Below are 19,561 nucleotides of genomic sequence, written 5' to 3'. Positions count from 1 at the left end.
GATGTTCCCCGCAACCCGGGATTCAATTCCGGCCTGCACCAGAATCCGGCGGCTGCGGGCCGCGCCCCAGGCGCTCCATCAGCACGTCGGCCAGGGTGGGGCGGCCGATCTCCTGGATCTCGTAGCGCACCCGGAGCACGGGATGACGCACCCGCAGGATGCGGGTCAGATCCACCGGCGTGGCCGTTAGCACGAGGTCGCAGGGAGCCCGGTTGATGGTCTCCTCCAGCTCGCGGATCTGCGCGGCGCCGTAGCCCATGGCCGGGAGCACCGGCCCGGTCTGGGGATAGCGCTGGTAGACCTCCCGGATGCTGCCCACCGCGTAAGGCCGGGGGTCCAGGATCTCCGCCGCCCCGAAGCGGCGGGCGGCGACCATCCCCGCCCCGTAGGCCATCTCCCCGTGGGTGAGGGTGGGCCCGTCCTCCACCACCAGGACCCGCCGGCCGCGGATGGCGTTGGGTTCCTCCACGAAGATGGGCATGGCGGCCTCGATGAGGACCGCCCGGGGGTTGACCTGCCGGACGTTCTCCCGGACCTGATGGATGGCCTCCGGGGAGGCGGTGTCGATCTTGTTGATCACCACCACGTCGGCCATGCGCAGGTTGGCCTCGCCGGGATGGTAGCGCAGCTCGTGGCCCGGGCGGTGGGGATCCGCCACCACGATGTGGAGGTCGGGGACGAAGAAGGGGAAGTCGTTGTTCCCCCCGTCCCAGAGAATCAGATCCCCCTCCTCCTCCGCCGCCCGCAGGATCCGCTCGTAGTCCACCCCCGCGTAGACGATGAAGCCGTTGGCCAGATGAGGCTCGTATTCCTCCCGTTCCTCGATGGTGCACTCGTAGCGATCCAGGTCCTCGAAGGAGGCGAAGCGCTGCACGACCTGTTTGCGCAGGTCGCCGTAGGGCATCGGGTGGCGCACGATGACCGGACGCCAGCCGAGCTCCCGCAGCAGCCGGGCCACCCGGCGGGTGGTGGGGCTTTTGCCGCTGCCGGTGCGCACCGCGCCGATGGAGACCACGGGTTTGCGGGATTTCAGCTGGGTGGCGCGGGGGCCCATCAGCCAGAAATCCGCCCCGGCCGCGTGGGCGATGCTGGCCCGATGCATCACATACTCGTGGCTGACGTCGCTGTAGGCGAAGACCACGCGATCGACCCGAAAGCGGCGGATGAGCTCCGGGAGCTCCTCCTCGGGGCGGATGGGGATGCCCTCGGGATACAGGGGGCCGGCCAGCTCGGGCGGATACCGGCGCCCTTCGATGTTCGGGATCTGGGCGGCCGTGAAGGCCACCACCTCGTAATCCGGGTTGTCCCGGAAGAAGACGTTGAAATTGTGGAAATCCCTTCCGGCGGCGCCCATGATGATCACGCGGATGCGATCGGCCATGATGCTCCCTCCGAAGCGGGATGAAGCGCATGCGTTATGCCAGGGCAGCCAGCAGCACGCTGAGCAGGTAAAGCCCGAGCAGCGGCAACATCACGATGCTCATGTTGACCGGGTCCACCGTGGGCGTGATGGCGGCGGCGAGGACGGCGATGGCCAGCACGGCGAAACGCCACCCGCGCAGCAGCTGGCGGGCGGTGATGAGGCGGGCCTTGGCCAGGGCGAAGGCCACAAGCGGCATCTCGAAGCTCAAGCCCAGCCAGAACATCAGGGAGACCACAAAGGTGAGATACGTGGAGGGCCGGGGCTGGGTCCGGATGCCGGCGAAGGTGGTGAGGAAGGGGATGGCCACCGGCATCATCACGAAATACGTGAAGGCGGCGCCTCCCACGAAGAGCATGGTGGCCAGGGGCACCAGGAGGAGGACGATCCGTCGTTCGTGGGGGAGCAACCCTACGTAGATGAAGGCGAGGATCTGATAGACGATGTAGGGGAAGGACAGGGTGAACCCGGAGAGCAGGGCCACGCGCATATAGGCGGCGATGCTCTCCGTGACGTCCACCGAGACCAGCCCGGCCCGCCCGCCCACCGGCGCCGCCAGGACGTCGATCACCCGGTCCGCGATGAGCAACCCCACCCCGGTGCCGATCCCCAGGGCGACCAGGCTCCGCAGCAGCCGCTGGCGCAGCTCCTCCAGATGCTCCAGCAGCGGCCGGGGCTGATCCACCTTTCGGGGCTTAACGGCCTTCCCCGGGCTCCGAAGACGAGGGGTCCGCATGGGTGATCCCCGAGGAGGGAGGCAGCTGATAGGTGGCGACGGTTGGCGGGAGGAAGGTCTCGGGGGGCGTTGTGGCGGCCTGCTCTACCTCCCGGGCGACCTCCTGGACCTCCGCCTCCCACTCCCGTCGGAACTCCGCATAGAGGAGCTGGGCCTGTCGGGCCCAGCGCCCCAGCTGATAAGCCAGACGCGGGAGATCCCGTGGCCCCAGCAGGATGAAGGCCAGCAGGAAGATGAAGGCCAGCTCCATCGGGCCGATGCCGAACAGGCTTTCCATGGCATGTCCTCCTCAGGCCCCGCTCCCATCTCCCCCTTCGATCTCATCGGCGATGCTGCCCAGCACGCCGTTGACGAAGCGCGGGGTGCTGTCGGAGCCGAAGAGCTTCCCCAGCTCCACGGCCTCATTGATGGCCACCGCCGGGCTCGTGCGCCGGGCGATGACGAATTCAAAGATGGCCATGCGCAGGATGTTGCGGTCGATGATGGCCATCTGGGCCACCGGCCACGCCGGGGCGTAGCGCTGGATCAGCCGGTCGATCTCCTCGCGGTGGGCGAGGACCCCGGTGACGATCTCCTGGACGAAGGCGCGAGCCTCGGCGGGCAAGGGCTCCGCCTGGAAGCGGGTCGCGAGGACCTCGCCGGGCGGGTGGCCGGCGGCGTCGATCTCATAAAGGGCTTGCAGGGCCACCATGCGGGCCCGCCGCAGCAGCGGGATCCCCCCGCCCTCCCGGGCGCCTCCTTCAGGGTCGTTCTTCCGAGCCGGAGGCGGTCGACGGGCCACGGGCTTCCACCTCCACGTCCGCGATCAGGATGTTGACCGCCTCGACCTCCAGGCCGGTCAGGTCCCGAAGGGCCCGGGCCACCTCCTCCTGGACCTGTCGGGCGACCTCGCGGAAGCGGGCCTCCGGACGCACCACCAGGGCGACGTCCACCCGCACCCGATCTTCCACCACCGTCAGACGGACCCCTTCGGCGAGGGGCCAGGGCCCGACCCGCATCGGGGCCAGGCGCGCGACCCCGGGGACCTGCAGGGCGGCCTGCCGGACGATGGTTCGCAGCACCTCGGGGGCGACGATGACACGGCCGGGGATCGGCGCGTGCTCCTCCACCCCACCCATTCCCGGTTCTCCCTGTCCGCTCATACGCATGTCATCCCGCCGTCCACGGTGAGGACATGGCCGGTGATGAAGGCCGCCTCGTCGGAGGCCAGGAAGGCCACCGCGTAGGCCACATCCTCCGGCGTCCCCAGGCGCCCCAGGGGGGTCATCCGCAGGGCCGCCTCCTTGAACTCCTGGGGCAGGGGCTCTGTCAGGTCCGTAGGGATCAGGCCGGGGGCCACGGCGTTGACGGTGATGTTGCGGGAGCCCACCTCTTTGGCCAGGGATTTCGTGAAGCCGATGAGGCCGGCCTTGGCGGCGGCGTAGTTGGTCTGACCGGCGTTGCCCACCAGGCCGGCGATGGAGGTGATGTTGATGATGCGCCCGTAGCGCTGCCGCATCATCGGCCGCAGGGCGGCCTTGGTGCAGTTGAAGGCGCTTTTCAGGTTGGTGGCCAGGATGAAATCCCAGTCCTCCTCTTTCATCAGGGCCAGCAGGTTATCCCGGGTAGCCCCCGCGTTGTTGACCAGGATGTCCACGCGGCCGAAGGCCTCCAGGGCAGCGCGGATCAGACGCTCGGCTTCCTCATAGCGGCTGACGTCGGCCTGCACGGCGATGGCTTCCCCGCCGGCGGCCCGGATGGCCTCCACCACCTCGCGGGCGGCGGCCTCGTTCTGCCGGTAGTTCACCACAACCCGGGCGCCCCGCCGGGCCAGCTCCAGGGCGATGGCCCGCCCCAGCCCCCGTGAGGCTCCGGTCACCACCGCCACACGGCCCTCCAGGTTCCCCATCGAGGCTCCCTCCTGTGCGGAGATCAGATCCGTGGACAGCCGGAGCCCTCCGGCCACTTGAAGGATTTTACCTCAAAGCAGAGATAGGACTTACGCAGTTTTCTGCGCATTCCGGTCGTGGCTTCGGGTTTTAGCCCGAGGCCAGAGGACCGGCCACCGGGGTCGCCCACCGACCCCTGCCCCGAGGGCCCAGGCCCCCGAGGAATTCCACCCCCCTGCGGGCGATGTTCACCGCCGCCGCCTCGTGACGGCCCATCCTCACCCCGCAGGGGCACGCCAGGACGTGTCCCCTTAGCCTTTCATTCACTTTGCCGCATACCGGACACGCCCGAGACGTGTTCTGCGGATCCACCCAAATCACCGGAACCCCATAAAACCTCGCCTTGTGAACCAGAATGCGATGGAAAGTCATAATGCTCCAGAAGTTGAGCAAACGCTGCCGCATCCTCCTGGACTTCCCCTCCCCGATCCGCTCCTTCATCCCCCGAAGGTCCTCCAGCACCAGGGCCGCCCGCATCCCCAGCGCCCAGGCGATCAGCGCCAGGGCCAGATGATGCCAGAAGTTCTCCGTCTTCTCCCGGCGAATCCTTCGGTGTTTGGAGGCGATCTTCTTCTTGGCCTTCGGGTTGTGCTTCCCTCTCGTCCCTTTGATCTCTCGTCGCAGATGGTCCCGGTTGACCTTCCCCACATAACCGGTGTCGATCTCCCGGATCTCGCCGGTGGAGGTCACAAAGGCCGTGAGGTTCCCTTCATTGCTGTCGATCCCGATCACCCCCTCCGGCTCATAGGGGATGGGATCCGGGAACTTGAGGGGGATGGAGAGGGAATGGGCCGTGAGCGTCGGCTCCCCCATCCGCGCCCGCCCTGCTTTCCATTCATCCAGCAGCCGACGATACTTGTGATGAGGGCGAAAAGTAAGGATAATGGGCCCCGGATCCCGGGGGGAGACCGGGATCGTAACGGTCAGGGTCTCGCCATCCCATTCGATCCTCGCCGTCTGTTGGACCAGATAGACCGAGGGGCGCCGGATCTCCGGCCGGTCCGCCTGGGTCTTCCCCTTCCGCTGCCGGTTTCGGAAGCCGTGGACGATCCGGGCGCCGGATCGGATCGCCCCGTAGATGAGGTTGGAGTGGAGATCCGGATGCTGTGCGCGCAGGGAGGGGTAGAGGGCTTTGATGATCGTGAAGGTGGCGGTTTTGCCGTTTTCCAGGGCGTAGTCGACGGCCTGCCGCTGGATGTCGGTGCAGGCCTCCATCAGGGCGCGGATCCTGGGGTGCTCCTCGAATCGGAACCGCAGGCAGACCGTCGGCATCGTCGTCGCCTCCATCATGATGTAGGACTTACGTGGTTGGCAGGAGGGGATCCCCACATATGGCGAGTGATCGGCCAAAACACCCCATATATGGCGGTAGGAATGACCCAGTTGGGCCCCAACTGCGTAACTCCTAATGATGATCGCCCCGTCCGCCGCGTGAAGAGAAGGGCGCAGCCAACTGCGTAGCTCCTATTTTAGGGCTTGCGCGGTTTCCCGCGCGTTCCAGTCGTGGTCCCGAGTTTTATCCCAAGGCCAGAGGACCAGCCGCAGGGGCTGCCCACCGACCCCCGCCTCGGAGGCCGGAGCCTCCGGGGAGTTTCTCGGATGAAGGCATGCCGCTTGGCCATCTGCCGCTTACCGGTATGCCTGCTCTCATGATCGCGTCAGGGGGGGCACCTTGTCAACTGCGTAACTCCTAAGAGAATGAGGATAAGGCGGTTGATTCACCGGCAGGGAGGCATCGATGATCGCGCTGGCCTGGAGCGGTGGAAAAGACAGCATGATGGCCCTGCACGCCTTACGGCGGCGGGGCGAGCGCGTGGCCGTGCTGCTGGTCACCCTGAACGAGGCCTTCGATCGCGTCAGCATGCACGGGGTGCGCCGCTCCCTGATCCACGCCCAGGCCGCGGCCCTGGGCCTTCCCCTCTATGAGGTGTGGCTCCCCCATCCATGCCCCAACGAGATCTACGAGCAACGGATGGGCGAGGCGGTCCGCGCGCTCATGGAGCAGGGGATCCGCCGCTTCGCCTTCGGCGACCTGTTCCTGGAGGAGATCCGCGCCTACCGGCTCCGTCACCTCCTCCCGCTCGGCGCCGAGGTCCTGTTCCCGATCTGGGGCGAGCCCACCCATGACCTGGTGCGCCGCTTCCTCGCCCTGGGGTTCCGGGCCCTCACCGTCTGTGTGGACGGAAAGCGCCTGGGCCCGGCCTTCCTGGGGCGGACCCTGGATCTGGGCTTCCTGGCCGACCTTCCCCCGGAGGTCGATCCCGCAGGGGAGAACGGGGAGTTCCATACGTTCGTGTATGACGGCCCGGGCTTCCGGGAGCCGGTGGCCTTCACCCGGGGCGAGCAGGTCTATCGGGACGGCTTCTGGTTTCAGGATCTGGTTCCGGTGACGGTGCCGGCCCTTCCGGTCCTTCCCCGGAAGGAGAGCCTCTGAGCCTTCCCGAGGTGGTTGGATCAAGGATGCGGGTGCTGATCAGCGGATGGTTCCTGGGATATCCGGATACCGGCACCGGCCAGTATGTGCGGGAGATGATCGCGCGCCTCCCCGTCGTCCGGCCGGGCTGGGAGATCGGCGTGGCCTTCCCGGAAGGATGGGGGAGCGCGTTGCCGGAGGGAGTGACGCCGGTGCCCATCCGGCTGCCCCGGGCGCCCCGCGCCCTCCGGAAGATCTGGTTCGAACAGTTCGCCCTGCCGCAGGCTGCAGCCCGCTGGCGGGCGGACCGCTTGTTCGTCCCTTACTGGGCGCCGCCCCTGCGCGCCCCGGCGCCGATCATCGTCACGGTCCACGACCTGATCCCGTTGCTCTTCCCGGAATATCGGTCGGGCTTCGGCGTGCGGCTGTATACCGCCCTGGTGCGGGCGGCCACCCCGGGCGCCGCTCGCATCCTGACGGACTCCGAGGCCTCCCGTCAGGACATCCTTCGCCGGCTCCGGGTTCCCCCGGAGCGGGTGGTGGCGATCCCCCTGGGGGTCTCGGAGCGGTTCACCCCGCGCCCGGATCCCATCGCGGACGCCCGGGTGCGGACCCGTTACGATCTGCCTCCGGCGTATGTGCTGTATCTGGGGGGCTTCGATCGGCGCAAGAACATCGAGACCTTGCTGGCGGTCTACACCTGGGCTCAAGAGGCGATCGGTTACAATTTCCCGCTGGTGATCGCCGGGCGCCTGCCCGAGGGCTCCCATCGCCTGTTCGTGGATCCCCGCCCCCTGGCCCGGGCGTGGGGACTTGAGGAAGTGATCCGATGTATCGGCCCGGTGGACGAGGCGGACAAGCCGGCGCTGTATCGGGGCGCTTCAGCCTTCCTGTATCCTTCCCGGTATGAGGGGTTCGGGTTGCCGGTGCTGGAGGCGATGGCCTGCGGGGTGCCGGTGGTGGCTTCGGAGATCCCGGCCCTGGCCGAGCTGGCCGGCGACGCCGCCTATCTGGTCCCGCCGGACGACGCCCGGGGGATGGCGGGGGCGCTGATCGCCGTCCTGGTCGATGCCCATCTGGGGCAGACGTTGCGGGAGCGCGGGCTGCGGCGGGCTGCGCAGTTCTCATGGCGGGCCTGCGCCGAGCGCACGGCGGAGGCCATCGAAGGCAGCGTATAGCCGGACGCGAGGCGGAAGACCTCTTGAGGGAGGGCTGTGGATGGATCGCGTGCAGGTTGCTCAGGACAACCTGGTGTTCTGCGCCGGGCATTTCATGATCTTCCCGCAAGGGAGCGAGCCGCTCCACGGCCACAACTACCGGGTGTCGGTGGCCCTGGAGGGTGAGCTCCGGGACGACATGGTGATGGACTTTGTCGCCCTGAAGCGCCTGGTGAAGGCGCTGGTGGAGGAGCTGGATCACCGGGTGCTGCTGCCGGCGGAGCACCCGCGGCTGCGCCTGCGGATCGAGGAGGATCAGGTGGAAGCGGAGGTGGATCGCAAGCGCTACGTGTTCCCCCTGGAGGATGTGCGCATCCTGCCTATCCCCAACACGTCGGCGGAGTGGCTGGCTCGCTATCTCGCGGGGCGGTTGCGGGCGCGCCTGCCAGAGGGGCTCCGCCTGCACGCCCTGGAGATCGAGGTGGAGGAATCCTTCGGCCAGCGCGCCATCCACCGGGAGGTGCTCCATGCCGCCGCTGCGACGCCGTAAGCATCGCGTGGGCATCGCCCTGGGGAGCAACCTGGGGGATCGGGACGCGGCCTTGCGGGAGGCCCTGGAACGCCTCCTGGAGATCGTGGAGATCGAGGCCGTCTCCTCCTTCTACGAGACGGAGCCCGTGGGCGTTGTGGACCAACCCCTCTTTCTGAACGCAGTTTGCCTCGGCACTACGGATTGCTCCCCTTACGAGCTGCTGACAGCCTGTAAGGCGATCGAGGCGGCGATGGGACGTCAGCCGGGCCCGCGCTGGGGTCCTCGCCCCATCGATCTGGATGTCATGTTCTACGACGATCTGTGTCTGGACGATGAGGCGCTAACCCTGCCGCATCCGCGCATGGCCGAGCGCGCCTTCGTGATGACGCCGCTGGCGGAGGTGGCCCCGGAGTGGCGACACCCCCGTCTGGGACGGACGGCAGCGGACCTGGCCGCCGGTTTGCCCGCCGTCGGGATCCGTCTATGGGCTCGGGCGCCGATGCGCGTGGGGCGGGGTTTCCTTTACTGGGGACGGGAGACCCTGGTGATGGGCATCCTGAACGTCACCCCGGACTCTTTCTCCGGGGATGGGTTGCTGAAGGGGCCGGACTGGGTGGAGGCGGCCCTGGAGCAGGCGCGCCGCTTCAAGGCCGCGGGGGCCCATCTGCTCGACGTGGGCGGGGAGAGCACCCGACCCGGCGCGGAGCCGGTGCCTGCGGAGGAGGAGATGCGCCGGGTGCTGCCGGTGATCCGACGGCTGGCGGAGGAGGGGTTGGGCCCCATCTCCATCGACACCTATAAAGCGGAGGTGGCCCGGGCCGCCGTGGAGGCTGGGGCGGACCTGATCAACGACGTCTGGGCGATGCGGGCGGATCCCGCCATGGCGGAGACGGCGGCCGAGCTGGGCGTCCCCATCGTCCTGATGGACAACCGGAGCCGCCGGGATGCGGTGGTGCGGGACCCCCGGCTGGGCGCTCGCTATGAGGGCGCGGTGCAGGAAGACATCGTGGCGGCGGTCAAAGCGCATCTTCAGGAACGGGTGCAGGCCGCCCGCGCCGCCGGGATCCCCCCTTACCGGATCATCCTGGATCCCGGGCTGGGGTTCGGCAAGACCGTGGCGCAGAACCTGGAGCTGATCGACCGCCTGGGGGAGCTGCGGGAGCTGGGCTTCCCCATTCTGGTGGGGCCCTCCCGCAAATCCTTCATCGGCTACACCCTGAACCTCCCGCCGGAGGAGCGGCTGGAGGGCACGGCGGCCGTCGTGGCCCTCTGCATCGCCCGCGGGGCCGATATCGTCCGGGTTCACGATGTCCAGGCGATGGCCCGGGTCGCCCGCATGGCCGACGCCATCGTCCGCCGCGGGCCGCCGTGGACGGCTTGACCGTCGCGGCGCTCAGGGGGGACCTTCGCGGGGATCACGGGGGAGACGTTTACTCAATGTGCACGTGGGCGACGATGCGGCCGAAGCGCAGCTCATCTCCATCCTGGAGGGCGTAGGGGAGACCGGAGACCAGGCGCTTGTTGTTGAGATAGGTTCCGTTGGTGCTTCCCAGATCCTCGATGTAGAAATGTCCGTCATGGTAGAAAATGCATGCATGACGTCGGGAGACCCAGATCGCCTCCGGGCCCTCCTGAGAGAGATCCAGATCCGGGAAGAGGCCAAGGCCGGGGTCCGGCCGCCCGATCTCACAGACTTGGGAAGTGCGCACCTCGATGGTGCGGCCGCTCTGGGCGATCCGAAGGCGCAGCAGCGTCGCCGGGGCCTTGGGGGACGGGCTTTCGACCTCCGTTTCCCCCTCGGCCAGCGGAGCGGTCTGCCAGCGCTCCGCATCCGGGGGCGTTAGATTCCCGGAAGACTCCGGGGTTGTCGGTTCGATCTCCGCCATGCCGGATTCCTGCCCTTGCGAGGGGTTCGTGTCTCTTCCCTCAGTCCACCTGTTCCCAATTTATAGCATCCCGGACGTTCCGGCAAGGGGGTCGCGATGATCGCCATCACCGGCGCCAGCGGCTACATCGGGTCCCGCCTGCTCGAGCGGCTGGCCGGCACGGCGGTGCTGGCCCTGGACATCCGCCCGCCGCGCCATCTTCCGGAAGGCGCGGAGTTCGTCCGCCATGATGTGCGACAGCCCATGGGCGCCCTGTTTCGGGCCCGTGGCGTGAAGGCAGTGATCCACCTGGCCTTCGCCGTGGATCCCATGCGGGATCGGCAGGCGGAACGGGCGCTGAACGTGCTGGGGACCGCCAACGTGCTGGCGGCGTGCGCGGAGGCAAGGGTGGAGACCGTGATCCTCCTCAGCAGCGCCACGGTCTACGGGGCGTATCCCGACAACCCGCCTGCGCTGACGGAGGACGCGCCGTTGCGCGGGTGCCCGGGGTTCGGATATGTGGAGGACAAGCTGGAGCTGGAGCGGATGGCGGCGCGTTACGCCCGCGAGCATCCGGAGGCCCGGGTGATCCTCGTGCGGCCGGTGGTGGTCGCCGGCCCCCATATGCGGAACTATCTCTCCCGCAGCCTGGAGAAACCCTTTGTGTTTCTCCCTTGGGGGGCCAACCCGCCGCTCCAGCTGATCCATGAGCAGGATGTGGCCCAGGCCCTGGCGACGTTGCTCCATGAAGGACCGTCGGGCCCTTACAACCTGGGGGCCCCGAACCCCATGCCGTTCCAGGAGGTGGTCCGGCACGCCCGAGCCCGGGCCGTGGCCCTTCCCTGGGCCCTCTTATATCCCCTGGCCGCGGTAGCCTGGCGGATGGGATGGCGGGCGGTCACCGAGGCGCCGCCGGCGCTGCTCCATTACCTGCGCTGGCCGTGGGTGGTGGATGGGAGCCGCATCGCCCGGTTGACCTCCTTCGCTTATCAATTCGACACCCCGGCCACCCTCGCCGATTACCTGGAGGCCCGGGCGGGCCGGGCAGGCGGTGGAGGGGCGTATCGGTGAGGAAGAGGCTTGCGGGTTTCCTGATCGGGCTTCTGGGGCTGACTGCATGTCGCTCCCCGGAGCTCTGGACCATCGGCCTGGTCGCTCCGTTCGAGGGGCGGGATCGCGCGATCGGTTACGATCTGATCTTCGGGGCTCGCCTGGCGATCCGAGAGTGGAACGCCCGGCATCCGGATGGGCCGTGGGCGATGCTCCTCGCCCTGGACGACGGGGGGGATCCGGAGCGGGCGCGGGAGCGGGCGCGTCAGATCACAGCCTGTCCCGGTTTGATCGCGGTGATCGGCCATTTCCGGCCGGAGACCACGCGAGCGGCCGCTCCGGTTTACCGGGAGGCCGGCGTCCTGTGGATCGCCCCCCTGCTTCCGGCGGACCGGGTTCCTGCAGGGGCGATGGCCACGGCGGCGGACACCTCCACGATGGTGGAGGCCCTGATGGGCAGCCTTCCCCAAGCGTCTGGATCGCGCTTCTGGATGGTCCGGGATGGGGAGGAGCAATGGTTCGGGCCGGAGGCTGTGGCCATGATCCGCGCCCGGGGATGGCAGGTGGTGGAGGCGCGGTGGACTGAGGCGGATCCCCGGGGAGAGGAGCCGGTGCTCTTCGATGGCCGGGCGGTCCACGCGGGGGAGGCCGCGCGGCGCTGGCGGCAGGCGGGCTGGCGGGGTCTCCTGTTCGGCGGCCCGGGGCTCCTGCACTCGGATCTCCGGGCGCTGATCCCGGGGGACCCCGGGATCCGGGTGGTGGCGGAGACCCGGCGGGTGGACGATCCGGGGTGGGTCGCCGCATATCGGGCGCTCTCCCTGGGGACGCCGCCGGGCCCTTATGCGGCCCTGGGCTATGATCTGGCGTGGGCGCTGCTGCAGGCGCGCCGATTCCCTTCCTTCCGCTGGGAGGGCCGAACGGGGATCTGGGAGGGGGACGGAGGGCGGCTGCGTAAGGTGCCGGCCCTGTGGGTGGACATGCCGTGAAGCGGTGAATGGAAAGGCGTCTGGAGAGGGAGATGCCGCAGCCCGGACTGCATGGTCTGTTCGCCCTGAGCGTCCTTCGGCTCCGTCCGGCTCCCCGGGGGTTCGCCCTGGGTTTGATGGCCGGGGCCCTGTTGCCCGATCTGGACACCTATCCTCAGGGTGTGGCGGTCGTGCTGGGAATGGACCCGGCGCGGGCGGAGGCGCTGTTCCACCGCACCCTGACCCACTCCCTCTTTTTTGCGATCGGCGTCGCCCTGGTGCTGGCCGGGAGCGCCCGCCTTCGCGGGGATCGCGCGCGAATGGCGTTCGCCGGAGGATGGCTCCTGGGAAGCGTGGGGCTGCACATCCTCCCCGATTTGCTCGCTTGGTTCGATGGCGTGGGGATCCTCTGGCCCTTGTGGTCGGTGAACCTGTGGGCGAGCGTGGTCCTGCCCGATCCGGTTCAGAACCTGTTGCGGGCGGCGAACTTCTGCGCCTTTGCAGCCTATCTCTTCGTCCTGGGAAAGGAGGCTCAGCGTCGGGGCATGGGTGAGAGGGAGCTCGCTTCTCTGAGGAAAGAGGTGAAGGTCCAGCTGGGGTTCGGTGCCCTGTTCACCCCTCTGGCCCTCCTTCTGCCGGCGTCGCAGTATAACTTCCTCGATGGCGCTGCGTTCCTCCTCTGGGCTTATCCCCGCGTCCTCTGGATCACGTGGCGGATGCGGAGCGTCGTGGAGGGCGATGGATTGAACGGAGCCTGACCGCGCGGTGAAAAGCGCCCCGCTCTTTTCCCCTCCGGGCTTCGCCTCATCTTCCATCCCGCACCCCCTCATTCGACCCCGAGCATCAGCGTGGTGGCTATCATCTTTATGAGCGAAAGCGCATCCCATGGGGTCAGGCTGTGGAGAACGTGCTGAGGGAGGCCGTTTTATGGAAAAGGCTCTGCAGATCGATCTGGAGGGGATACGGGAGGTGATCCGGCAGCTGCGGGCGTGGGCCTCCGTCTGGGAGGAGACCTTCCGGCGGGCGCAGCGGATAGGGATCGCCCTGCTGCGGACGGTGCGCGCGACCCCCGGGCGGCGGTTCGAGGAGGAAACCGAGCGTCCCCGGGGGCATCTGGGGCAGGCGTCGGCGCGGGTGCGGATCCTGGCGGACACCCTGGAGCAGGCCCTCCTCCACCTGGAGGAAGCCTTCCTGGAGGCGGCCCGGATGGTGGAGCGGGCCGAGGAACGCGTCGGGGAGGGGGCGCTCCCCACGGCCGCTCTCTCCGCATCCTTCGAGGAGGCCTACGCTTTCGTCCGCCGATGGGAGGGGGGATATGTCCACGACCCCGATGATCCCGGCGGCGCCACGAACATGGGGATCACCCAGGGCACCTATGACGCCTGGCGCCGCGAGAAGGGGTTGCCTCCTCAGGACGTCCGCGCCCTCACGCCGGAGGAGGCCCGGGCCATTTACCTGGAGCGATACTGGGCGTCATCCGGAGCGGCCACCATCCCTTCTCCGGCCCTGGCCATGATCCACTTCGACACGGCGGTGAACATGGGGACGGGGCGCGCCCGGGAGTTCCTGAGGCGGGCTCAGGAAGGCGGGTATTCCAGCCCCCGGGAGCTGGCGGAGGCCTATCTGGATCTGCGGTTGAACCACTACCTGGAGCTCGCCCACCGGTTCCCTTCCCAGCGGAAGTTCCTCGGGGGCTGGCTGAACCGGCTGCGGGATCTGGCCGAGGCCGCCACGGGGGACCCGGAGTTCGCGGCCTCCTTTGAGCGGAAGGTGGAGCAGGCCCTGGAGGCCCGGGCCGCTGAAGATCCTGCCTACGCGACGATCCTGGAGCGCTTCCGCAGGATGTGGAGGAGGTAAGCGATGCGGACGATCCTTCTGAGCCTGATGGCCTTGAGCGTGCTCGTCGGCTGCGGGCGGCCTTCCCCGCTTGCGCCCGGAACGCCTGCAGCCCGCTCGCCGCAGCCGCCCGCCGAGGGCACACCTATCGTTGTGAAGATCCCGGCCTCGCCGACGCCGGGTTCGCTTCAGGCGCTGGAGGAAGCGATCCGAAAGGGGGACTGGGCGGCGGCCCGGGCGGCGTATGAGGCCGCCGGCGCGCCGCCGCTGCCGGCCGAGCGCCTCAACGCATGGATGGAACAGGCCCTCCGCGAGATCGTCCGGGCGCAGAAGGAAGGGCAACCCGAGCGGGGAGAACGCATCCGGGCGGACGCCCTCGCGCTGGTGGGTCGGGGATGCCGGTGTCTGGATCCCCAGGGCGGCCTCCGCCCGGATGCCGCGCCCGCCGGCTTGCGGGTGGAATGGGTCCTGGCCCTCTCCCTGGCGGGACGGCCGGGAGGCGCGGCGCTGGGAGGCACCGAGCCCCTGCCCGAGTGGGGGCGGAAGTGGATCGCCGCGCGCTTCGGCCGAGAGCCGTCCGCCATCCCCCCGCTGGTGGACGCGCAGATCTGCTCGATCGCCGATCATCTCTTCCTGATCGTGGGCTTCTATATCCTCCAGCTGGACGGCCCATTTCATGGAGAGGCGCCCGGGCTGTCGGCGCTGCCGGAAAGGGAGCGGGATCCCGAGCGGTATTACGTGCTCTGCGAGGCGGATCGCATCCAGTGGGTGAACGCGATGAGCGGAGGAGGGGGGACGGCCCTGGAAGCGGAGTGGGACGGGAAGGGCTTCCGGTCGATGGGGGTGGAACGGGCGAACCCGGCCGCGGACACCTATCAGGAGGTCCGCCGCCACGTGGAAGCGGGGGAGCTGGAGGAGGCCCTGCGGGCGTATGAAGAGGGAGCCTTCACCCGTCAGGTGGATGAGGATCCCGAGCTGGCCACGGAGGCGTTGCGCCAGGGGCTGGCGGTGGCCCAGCGGCGCGCCGAGGCCGGGGACGCAGCGGGGGCCGCGCGGGCCCTTCACGCGGCCCTCACCCTCGCCTCGCTCCCCTATGAGCTGGAGGGTCCAACCTTCCTCCCCCAGGACTGGGCCATTCGGTCGCGTTCCCTGGAGGAGTGGGCCCGAGAAGCCTTCTATGGCCCCTCTCTGGATCCGGCGCTCTATCGGGAGGCCCTGGCCCATTACGCCCGTTACCTGGCCCGGAGTGGACGGGCCCGCGAGGCGGAGCCCATCCTGCGAGGTCTGATCGTCCTCTCTCCGGATTACGCGCCGGCGTATCTGGATCTGGGCGATGCCCTGTGGGACCTGGGGAAGCAGGAGGAGGCACGGGAGTTCTACCGGCGGTATCTGGCACTGCGACCCGGGGAGGAGCCGCCCCCGCGGGTGCGGGAGCGCCTGGGCCCCTAAGCGGAATCTGAGGCCGGGGGGCGGATGCCCATCCGCCCCCCAGTTTTTCCACTCTGTGCCTGGGTCGCGGAAGCGCCCGGGCGCCTGCGCCGGAGGCCTCGGCGCCCGGGTTGGGGGTCTTGCGCCATCGGAATGGGATCCGCCCGAGAGCCGCAGGGGGCTCGATCCTTATGCCTTCCTTATGCCTTGCGCCGGCCTTTGCGCGTGGGCTTCGGCTCCGGCAGCGTGGCCCGCGTCTCCGTGTCGTAGGCCAGCAGGTCGTTGGCGTCGAGGATGAGATACTCCACGCCGTTCACCTTCACCTCGTTCCCCGAATATTTGGGGAACAGCACCCGATCCCCCACACGCACCCGAATGGACTCATCGTCGCCGACGGCGACCACGATCCCGACCTGGGGTTTCTCCTTGGCGGTCTCCGGGATGATCAGGCCGCTCGGCGTGCGGCTCTCCTGCTCCACCGGGCGGATGACCACCCGGCTGCCCAGGGGTTGCCACGGGAAGCGCTCTTCCGCCATCGCTGTTCCCTCCTCTTCATTGAAGTTCATTGAAGATCCACCGCCCGGATCCGGAGCGATGCATGCTTCCTCTCCGGATCCCGGCTTCTTCGCGGCGTCAGGAGATCGCGCAGCGCGTCGTTTACTTTTTCCTCAACCCGAGCAACGCGTCGATCTGGGGTCGGTTGAAGCCGATGACGATTTTACCACCGATATCCAGCACCGGCACACCCATCTGGCCGGTGCGGCGCACCAGATCGCGGGCCGCTGCCGCATCCCGGCTCACATCCACTTCCTTAAAGGGCACTCCCCGTTGCCGGAGGTATTCTTTGGCGGCCCGGCACCATGGGCAGTTGGGCGTGGTGAAGATGATCACCCGGGGCCATTTCCCGGTCCCTGCCATCGCGGCTCCTCCTCGGAAACCAGAAGGTTCGCCTCCGGACGGGCCATCCACGCCCAGAGGGGCGTCGAGAGCGGCCGATCGCCCGGATGAATTCTCAGTATTTTAGATGCCCGAAGGCCTGAAAGGGTGACACGACCCGGAGGGCCGAGGGCGCGATCCCGCCCGGATCTTTGCGCATGGCCCAGGCGCGTGATTTGCTTTTCACGGCGGCTTCGGTTATGATAAGGGCAACCGCGCTGCCGGTTTTGCGGCAGGGGCTTTTCGCAAGAGGGGCGCTCTTCCGTAAGCCGGGAGGCGCCCCTTTTAACTTTTCTGGAGGTTCAAACCCATGCTGCAAGAGCGATTGACGGTCCAGGACAACATGGTGGTGACCCTGGCCTACACCCTTCGCCTGAAGGACGGCCGGGTGGTGGAGTCGTCCGAGGAAAGCGAGCCCATCACGTTCATCCAGGGCGCCGGCGAGATCCTCCCCGCCCTGGAGGAAGCCCTCTACGGAATGGCGGTGGGGGAGGAGAAGGAGATCTGGCTGGCCCCTGAGGACGCGTATGGGCCACGGCGCGCGGACGCCTATCAGGTGGTCCCCCGCAGTGAGTTCCCCGAGGATTTCCCGCTGGCCCCAGGCGTCGGCCTGTATGTCTACACCGAAACCGGCGAGGCGTTCCCGGCCTACATCGCGGAGGTGGGGCCGGACACGGTCACTCTCGATTTCAATCACCCCCTGGCTGGGGAGGAGCTTCATTTCACGGTGAAGATCCTGGCCCTGCGTCCGGCGACCCCTGAGGAGCTGGAGCACGGCCATCCCCACGAGGGCTGATCTCCAGCGGATCGCGTTCCTCCTGCCGGGCCGGCGCCTCCCCGATTCGGGGCGTCCCGGTGGGAGATGGCGCTTTCCGGAACGCCCCGAACGGCGATAAGATATCGGGGGGCCTTCCCGCGGGTTCCGCGGTTTTCAAGCCCCCTGGCTCCCCTCCCGCATCGGGACGTCCGGCCGATCGGGAGGGGGGATCTTTCGCCGGAGCCGGTGAGGATGTTCCCGCTGAGCGAGGAGCAGATCCGCCGCTATGCCCGGCACATCGTCCTGCCCGGTGTGGGCGGGCGTGGGCAGCGCCGGCTGTTGCAAAGCCGGGTGCTGCTCATCGGGGTAGGGGGGCTCGGATCCCCCATCGCCCTCTATCTGGCCGCCGCCGGGGTGGGGACCATCGGGATCATTGATCCCGACGTGGTGGATCTCAGCAACCTGCAACGCCAGGTCCTCTTCCGCACGGAGGACCTCGGGCGCCCGAAGGCGGAGGTGGCCCGGGAGCGGCTTCAAGCCCTGAACCCGGATGTGCGGGTGATCCCCTACGTGACCCGTTTCACGGCCGCCAACGCCCGTCAGCTGGTCGCGGACTACGACCTGATCATCGATGGGAGCGATAACTTCCCCACCAAGTATCTGGCGAGCGATGTGTGCGTCTGGGAGCGGAAGCCGCTGATCTGGGGCGCGATCTTCCAGTATGAGGGGCAGGTCAGCATGGTCCCGCCGGGCGGACGCCCGTGTTATCGCTGCCTCTTACCCGCCCCGCCGCCTCCCGATCTGATCCCGGATTGCCAGCAGGCAGGCGTCTTTGGAGCGGTCCCCGGCACGATCGGGGCCCTCCAGGCCCTGGAGGCCCTGAAATGGTTGCTGGGCCTGGGGACCTCCCTGGCCGGCCGGCTGCTGGTCTTCGACGGGCTGCGGGCGGAATGGTTGAGCGTTCAGGTGGAGCGCCGCCCGGATTGTCCGGTGTGCGGAGATCACCCCACGGTCTTCGAGCCCATCGATTACGAGGTGTTCTGCGGCCTGGCCCCGCGAACACCCGCGTGAGGCAGCGGGAGGAGCGCTCAATCTGAAATTCGGAGGAGGGGATGGGGTCTGTGTGGATGCTGATCCTCGGCGCGTATCTGATCGGATCGTTCCCCACGGGGTGGCTGGTGGTTCGCCTGCTGACCGGGCAGGATGTGCGGCGGATCGGCAGCGGCCGGACGGGCGGGACCAACGCGATGCGCGCCGGGGGGCTTGCGGCCGGGCTGCTCACCGGCCTGGGGGATCTTGGGAAAGGGATCCTGGCGGTCGAATGGGCCCGGATGCTGTTTCCGGGCCAGCCTCTGGCCTGGGCGGTGGCGGGTATCTTGGTCGTGGCCGGCCATAACTGGCCGATATGGTTGGGGTTTCGGGGTGGAGCGGGGACCGCTCCGAACCTCGGGGCGGCCATCGCCCTCTGGCCCCCTGTCGCGGCCGTGCTGTTGCCTCTGGTTCCCCTCCTTGCTGCCCTCACCGGATACGCATCGATGACTTCCTTGATCCTCGCTTTTGTGGTCCCTGGGCTCTTCGCCCTGCGCGCGGTGGCCTTCGGGGGGCCATGGGCGGAGGTCCTGTTTGGGCTTGGCACCCTCGGGCTGATCGTCTGGGCCCTACGCCCGAACTTCCGGCGCCTCCGGGAGGGGACCGAGCCCCGCTTGCGCTTCTCCGGGCAGCCCAAGGCCTCCGCCTCTTCCGGGCTGGCGGAAGGCAAAGAGCGGTCTATGACGTCGGCCTGACCTTCCCGTGCGTGAGACCTCAGGAGAGGTCCACGCTCCTATCCTCCGCTCAGGGATTCCCCTCCGGGGACGGAACATGCGCTGGGAGACCCTGGATGGCGTGATGGCAGGGGATTATCGGATCCGGGTGCGAGAGGAGGGCCGGAGCGTCACAGCCGGCCAGCGCTATGTGGCGTTTTACCTGGAGCGCGAGGGCCTCCTTTCGGAGCGCCCGATCCTGCGGGGGCTCTCCGCCGGTCCGCGTCCGCAGCCGATCCCGGGCTGGCTCGATGGCTTCTTTCAGAACCCGGTTCGCTTCCAGGGCGTGCCCGTGGAGCTTCCGGAGCGGGTGGTGCGGGCGTTCTTCCGACGCATCGGCGAGTTGATCCCGCCGGGAGGGTGGTTGGGGCTGGCCTACGAGACGTTCGGCGAGAGCCAGCTGATCCATCGGGAGACCGAGCAGGCCCTCCGGCTGGGGATCCCCCCGATCCTGACCCCGCTGGGAATGTGCTTGTTCTATGCCGGGTGTGCCTTCCCCATCCGCGACTGGTCCATCGCGGAGGGATGGCGGGAGGGCCCGCGCAAGCTGCAGGGGTTCAAGCCCCGGGATCGGGAGCGCTATCTGGATGTGGTCGATGCGCTGTGGGAGGAGATCCGGGCTTTTCTGCGCCGCACCGAGGGAACCTCCCGGCCCGAGTTCGCGGCCGCCCGACGCCGCGTGGAGGATCTCCTCTCCCTCTGGAGCTCCCGCGGGGCCGACGAAGCCCCCTGATGG

At 68.5% G+C, this 19,561-nt stretch carries 23 protein-coding genes; 13 read left to right on the top strand and 10 right to left on the bottom strand.

Annotated features, from left to right (window positions below; all coding sequences use genetic code 11):
* Nucleotides 1-22: 22 nt before the first annotated feature.
* The 7 genes from KNN16_RS06750 to KNN16_RS06720 all read right to left on the bottom strand — a co-directional run bounded on the left by KNN16_RS06750 (nucleotide 23) and on the right by KNN16_RS06720 (nucleotide 5,356).
* Nucleotides 23-1,381 (bottom strand): cyclic 2,3-diphosphoglycerate synthase, encoded by a 1,359-nt coding sequence (locus tag KNN16_RS06750; RefSeq protein ID WP_303900251.1) that lies wholly within the window; start codon nucleotides 1,379-1,381, stop codon nucleotides 23-25.
* A gap of 34 nt (nucleotides 1,382-1,415) precedes the next feature.
* Nucleotides 1,416-2,156: a twin-arginine translocase subunit TatC gene (gene tatC / locus KNN16_RS06745; protein ID WP_303900250.1), complete on the bottom strand. Its 741-nt coding sequence runs from the start codon at nucleotides 2,154-2,156 to the stop codon at nucleotides 1,416-1,418.
* Complete coding sequence (locus KNN16_RS06740; RefSeq protein WP_299288697.1) at nucleotides 2,116-2,433, bottom strand: hypothetical protein; 318 nt, start codon at nucleotides 2,431-2,433, stop codon at nucleotides 2,116-2,118. Before KNN16_RS06740 ends, tatC begins: the two co-directional genes overlap by 41 nt.
* A gap of 12 nt (nucleotides 2,434-2,445) precedes the next feature.
* Complete coding sequence (gene nusB / locus KNN16_RS06735; protein ID WP_299288700.1) at nucleotides 2,446-2,937, bottom strand: transcription antitermination factor NusB; 492 nt, start codon at nucleotides 2,935-2,937, stop codon at nucleotides 2,446-2,448.
* Nucleotides 2,897-3,274, bottom strand: coding sequence for an Asp23/Gls24 family envelope stress response protein (locus KNN16_RS06730; protein ID WP_303900246.1), 378 nt, complete (start codon nucleotides 3,272-3,274; stop codon nucleotides 2,897-2,899). The genes nusB and KNN16_RS06730 overlap by 41 nt, the downstream gene beginning before the upstream one ends.
* Before the next feature lie 20 nt (nucleotides 3,275-3,294).
* Nucleotides 3,295-4,044, bottom strand: coding sequence for a 3-oxoacyl-[acyl-carrier-protein] reductase (gene fabG / locus KNN16_RS06725; protein WP_303900245.1), 750 nt, complete (start codon nucleotides 4,042-4,044; stop codon nucleotides 3,295-3,297).
* A gap of 130 nt (nucleotides 4,045-4,174) precedes the next feature.
* Nucleotides 4,175-5,356, bottom strand: coding sequence for a transposase (locus KNN16_RS06720; RefSeq protein WP_303900242.1), 1,182 nt, complete (start codon nucleotides 5,354-5,356; stop codon nucleotides 4,175-4,177).
* A gap of 466 nt (nucleotides 5,357-5,822) precedes the next feature.
* Here KNN16_RS06720 and KNN16_RS06715 point away from each other — a divergent pair, with 466 nt between their 5' ends.
* Genes KNN16_RS06715 through folP form a run of 4 tightly spaced genes read left to right on the top strand, consistent with a single transcriptional unit; the run spans nucleotide 5,823 to nucleotide 9,567 of the window.
* Nucleotides 5,823-6,518, top strand: a complete 696-nt coding sequence (locus KNN16_RS06715) for a hypothetical protein (protein ID WP_303900239.1) — start codon at nucleotides 5,823-5,825, stop codon at nucleotides 6,516-6,518.
* A gap of 26 nt (nucleotides 6,519-6,544) precedes the next feature.
* The gene (locus KNN16_RS06710; RefSeq protein ID WP_299288861.1) at nucleotides 6,545-7,675 is read left to right on the top strand and encodes a glycosyltransferase family 1 protein; all 1,131 of its coding nucleotides are present in this window, start codon (nucleotides 6,545-6,547) and stop codon (nucleotides 7,673-7,675) included.
* 40 nt (nucleotides 7,676-7,715) lie between these two features.
* The gene (locus KNN16_RS06705; protein WP_303900236.1) at nucleotides 7,716-8,204 is read left to right on the top strand and encodes a 6-pyruvoyl tetrahydropterin synthase family protein; all 489 of its coding nucleotides are present in this window, start codon (nucleotides 7,716-7,718) and stop codon (nucleotides 8,202-8,204) included.
* Nucleotides 8,182-9,567, top strand: a complete 1,386-nt coding sequence (gene folP, locus KNN16_RS06700; protein WP_303900233.1) for a dihydropteroate synthase — start codon at nucleotides 8,182-8,184, stop codon at nucleotides 9,565-9,567. The genes KNN16_RS06705 and folP overlap by 23 nt, the downstream gene beginning before the upstream one ends.
* Before the next feature lie 49 nt (nucleotides 9,568-9,616).
* On the opposite strand, the gene KNN16_RS06695 is transcribed toward folP, so the two are convergent.
* Nucleotides 9,617-10,072 carry an FHA domain-containing protein gene (locus KNN16_RS06695; protein WP_273093015.1) on the bottom strand — a complete coding sequence of 152 codons (456 nt, stop codon included), beginning with the start codon at nucleotides 10,070-10,072 and terminating at the stop codon, nucleotides 9,617-9,619.
* Nucleotides 10,073-10,168: 96 nt separating this feature from the next.
* On the opposite strand from KNN16_RS06695, the gene KNN16_RS06690 reads away from it, so the two are divergent.
* From KNN16_RS06690 to KNN16_RS06670, 5 genes are all read left to right on the top strand, one after another.
* Complete coding sequence (locus KNN16_RS06690) at nucleotides 10,169-11,122, top strand: NAD-dependent epimerase/dehydratase family protein (protein ID WP_303900226.1); 954 nt, start codon at nucleotides 10,169-10,171, stop codon at nucleotides 11,120-11,122.
* The gene (locus KNN16_RS06685; protein ID WP_303900223.1) at nucleotides 11,119-12,087 is read left to right on the top strand and encodes an ABC transporter substrate-binding protein; all 969 of its coding nucleotides are present in this window, start codon (nucleotides 11,119-11,121) and stop codon (nucleotides 12,085-12,087) included. The genes KNN16_RS06690 and KNN16_RS06685 overlap by 4 nt, the downstream gene beginning before the upstream one ends.
* A gap of 32 nt (nucleotides 12,088-12,119) precedes the next feature.
* Nucleotides 12,120-12,824 (top strand): metal-dependent hydrolase, encoded by a 705-nt coding sequence (locus KNN16_RS06680; protein ID WP_303900220.1) that lies wholly within the window; start codon nucleotides 12,120-12,122, stop codon nucleotides 12,822-12,824.
* Between the two features lie 169 nt (nucleotides 12,825-12,993).
* A complete protein-coding gene (locus KNN16_RS06675) occupies nucleotides 12,994-13,923 on the top strand; it encodes a glycoside hydrolase family 108 protein (RefSeq protein WP_303900217.1) in 930 nt (309 codons plus the stop codon).
* Nucleotides 13,924-13,926: 3 nt separating this feature from the next.
* Nucleotides 13,927-15,351 (top strand): tetratricopeptide repeat protein, encoded by a 1,425-nt coding sequence (locus KNN16_RS06670; RefSeq protein ID WP_303900215.1) that lies wholly within the window; start codon nucleotides 13,927-13,929, stop codon nucleotides 15,349-15,351.
* Nucleotides 15,352-15,530: 179 nt separating this feature from the next.
* Here the strand turns inward: KNN16_RS06670 and groES are convergent, their stop codons facing one another.
* Both groES and KNN16_RS06660 read right to left on the bottom strand, forming a co-directional pair.
* Entirely contained in the window at nucleotides 15,531-15,866 is a 336-nt protein-coding gene (gene groES, locus KNN16_RS06665; RefSeq protein WP_299287598.1) for a co-chaperone GroES, read from the bottom strand.
* A 121-nt stretch (nucleotides 15,867-15,987) separates the two neighbouring features.
* The gene (locus tag KNN16_RS06660) at nucleotides 15,988-16,248 is read right to left on the bottom strand and encodes a glutaredoxin family protein (protein ID WP_088571511.1); all 261 of its coding nucleotides are present in this window, start codon (nucleotides 16,246-16,248) and stop codon (nucleotides 15,988-15,990) included.
* Between the two features lie 328 nt (nucleotides 16,249-16,576).
* Between KNN16_RS06660 and KNN16_RS06655 the strand changes: the two genes are divergently transcribed.
* The 4 genes from KNN16_RS06655 to KNN16_RS06640 all read left to right on the top strand — a co-directional run bounded on the left by KNN16_RS06655 (nucleotide 16,577) and on the right by KNN16_RS06640 (nucleotide 19,558).
* Nucleotides 16,577-17,062 (top strand): peptidylprolyl isomerase, encoded by a 486-nt coding sequence (locus tag KNN16_RS06655; RefSeq protein WP_299287592.1) that lies wholly within the window; start codon nucleotides 16,577-16,579, stop codon nucleotides 17,060-17,062.
* Between the two features lie 213 nt (nucleotides 17,063-17,275).
* Nucleotides 17,276-18,094: a molybdopterin-synthase adenylyltransferase MoeB gene (locus tag KNN16_RS06650; protein ID WP_299287589.1), complete on the top strand. Its 819-nt coding sequence runs from the start codon at nucleotides 17,276-17,278 to the stop codon at nucleotides 18,092-18,094.
* 41 nt (nucleotides 18,095-18,135) lie between these two features.
* Nucleotides 18,136-18,807, top strand: a complete 672-nt coding sequence (locus KNN16_RS06645; protein WP_303900210.1) for a glycerol-3-phosphate acyltransferase — start codon at nucleotides 18,136-18,138, stop codon at nucleotides 18,805-18,807.
* A 76-nt stretch (nucleotides 18,808-18,883) separates the two neighbouring features.
* Nucleotides 18,884-19,558 (top strand): DUF1122 family protein, encoded by a 675-nt coding sequence (locus tag KNN16_RS06640; RefSeq protein ID WP_303900208.1) that lies wholly within the window; start codon nucleotides 18,884-18,886, stop codon nucleotides 19,556-19,558.
* Nucleotides 19,559-19,561: the final 3 nt, after the last annotated feature.

This window comes from Thermoflexus hugenholtzii, assembly GCF_018771565.1.
GTDB lineage: Bacteria > Chloroflexota > Anaerolineae > Thermoflexales > Thermoflexaceae > Thermoflexus > Thermoflexus hugenholtzii_A.
The sequence above is the reverse complement of the archived record's forward strand: the minus strand, read 5'-3'. Positions and strand labels throughout refer to the sequence as shown.

Bases quoted from the DNA above. Each gene is read 5' to 3' on its own strand.
- groES (WP_299287598.1), bottom strand. From the start codon at position 15,866: ATGGCGGAAGAGCGCTTCCCGTGGCAACCCCTGGGCAGCCGGGTGGTC.
- KNN16_RS06740 (WP_299288697.1), bottom strand. From the start codon at position 2,433: ATGGAAAGCCTGTTCGGCATCGGCCCGATGGAGCTGGCCTTCATCTTC.
- fabG (WP_303900245.1), bottom strand. From the start codon at position 4,044: ATGGGGAACCTGGAGGGCCGTGTGGCGGTGGTGACCGGAGCCTCACGG.
- KNN16_RS06680 (WP_303900220.1), top strand. From the start codon at position 12,120: ATGCCGCAGCCCGGACTGCATGGTCTGTTCGCCCTGAGCGTCCTTCGG.
- KNN16_RS06655 (WP_299287592.1), top strand. From the start codon at position 16,577: ATGCTGCAAGAGCGATTGACGGTCCAGGACAACATGGTGGTGACCCTG.
- KNN16_RS06640 (WP_303900208.1), top strand. From the start codon at position 18,884: ATGCGCTGGGAGACCCTGGATGGCGTGATGGCAGGGGATTATCGGATC.
- KNN16_RS06675 (WP_303900217.1), top strand. From the start codon at position 12,994: ATGGAAAAGGCTCTGCAGATCGATCTGGAGGGGATACGGGAGGTGATC.
- KNN16_RS06690 (WP_303900226.1), top strand. From the start codon at position 10,169: ATGATCGCCATCACCGGCGCCAGCGGCTACATCGGGTCCCGCCTGCTC.
- tatC (WP_303900250.1), bottom strand. From the start codon at position 2,156: ATGCGGACCCCTCGTCTTCGGAGCCCGGGGAAGGCCGTTAAGCCCCGA.
- KNN16_RS06715 (WP_303900239.1), top strand. From the start codon at position 5,823: ATGATCGCGCTGGCCTGGAGCGGTGGAAAAGACAGCATGATGGCCCTG.
- KNN16_RS06750 (WP_303900251.1), bottom strand. From the start codon at position 1,381: ATGGCCGATCGCATCCGCGTGATCATCATGGGCGCCGCCGGAAGGGAT.
- KNN16_RS06670 (WP_303900215.1), top strand. From the start codon at position 13,927: ATGCGGACGATCCTTCTGAGCCTGATGGCCTTGAGCGTGCTCGTCGGC.
- KNN16_RS06650 (WP_299287589.1), top strand. From the start codon at position 17,276: ATGTTCCCGCTGAGCGAGGAGCAGATCCGCCGCTATGCCCGGCACATC.
- KNN16_RS06695 (WP_273093015.1), bottom strand. From the start codon at position 10,072: ATGGCGGAGATCGAACCGACAACCCCGGAGTCTTCCGGGAATCTAACG.
- folP (WP_303900233.1), top strand. From the start codon at position 8,182: ATGCCGCCGCTGCGACGCCGTAAGCATCGCGTGGGCATCGCCCTGGGG.
- KNN16_RS06705 (WP_303900236.1), top strand. From the start codon at position 7,716: ATGGATCGCGTGCAGGTTGCTCAGGACAACCTGGTGTTCTGCGCCGGG.
- KNN16_RS06730 (WP_303900246.1), bottom strand. From the start codon at position 3,274: ATGGGTGGGGTGGAGGAGCACGCGCCGATCCCCGGCCGTGTCATCGTC.
- KNN16_RS06710 (WP_299288861.1), top strand. From the start codon at position 6,545: ATGCGGGTGCTGATCAGCGGATGGTTCCTGGGATATCCGGATACCGGC.
- KNN16_RS06645 (WP_303900210.1), top strand. From the start codon at position 18,136: ATGGGGTCTGTGTGGATGCTGATCCTCGGCGCGTATCTGATCGGATCG.
- KNN16_RS06660 (WP_088571511.1), bottom strand. From the start codon at position 16,248: ATGGCAGGGACCGGGAAATGGCCCCGGGTGATCATCTTCACCACGCCC.
- KNN16_RS06720 (WP_303900242.1), bottom strand. From the start codon at position 5,356: ATGCCGACGGTCTGCCTGCGGTTCCGATTCGAGGAGCACCCCAGGATC.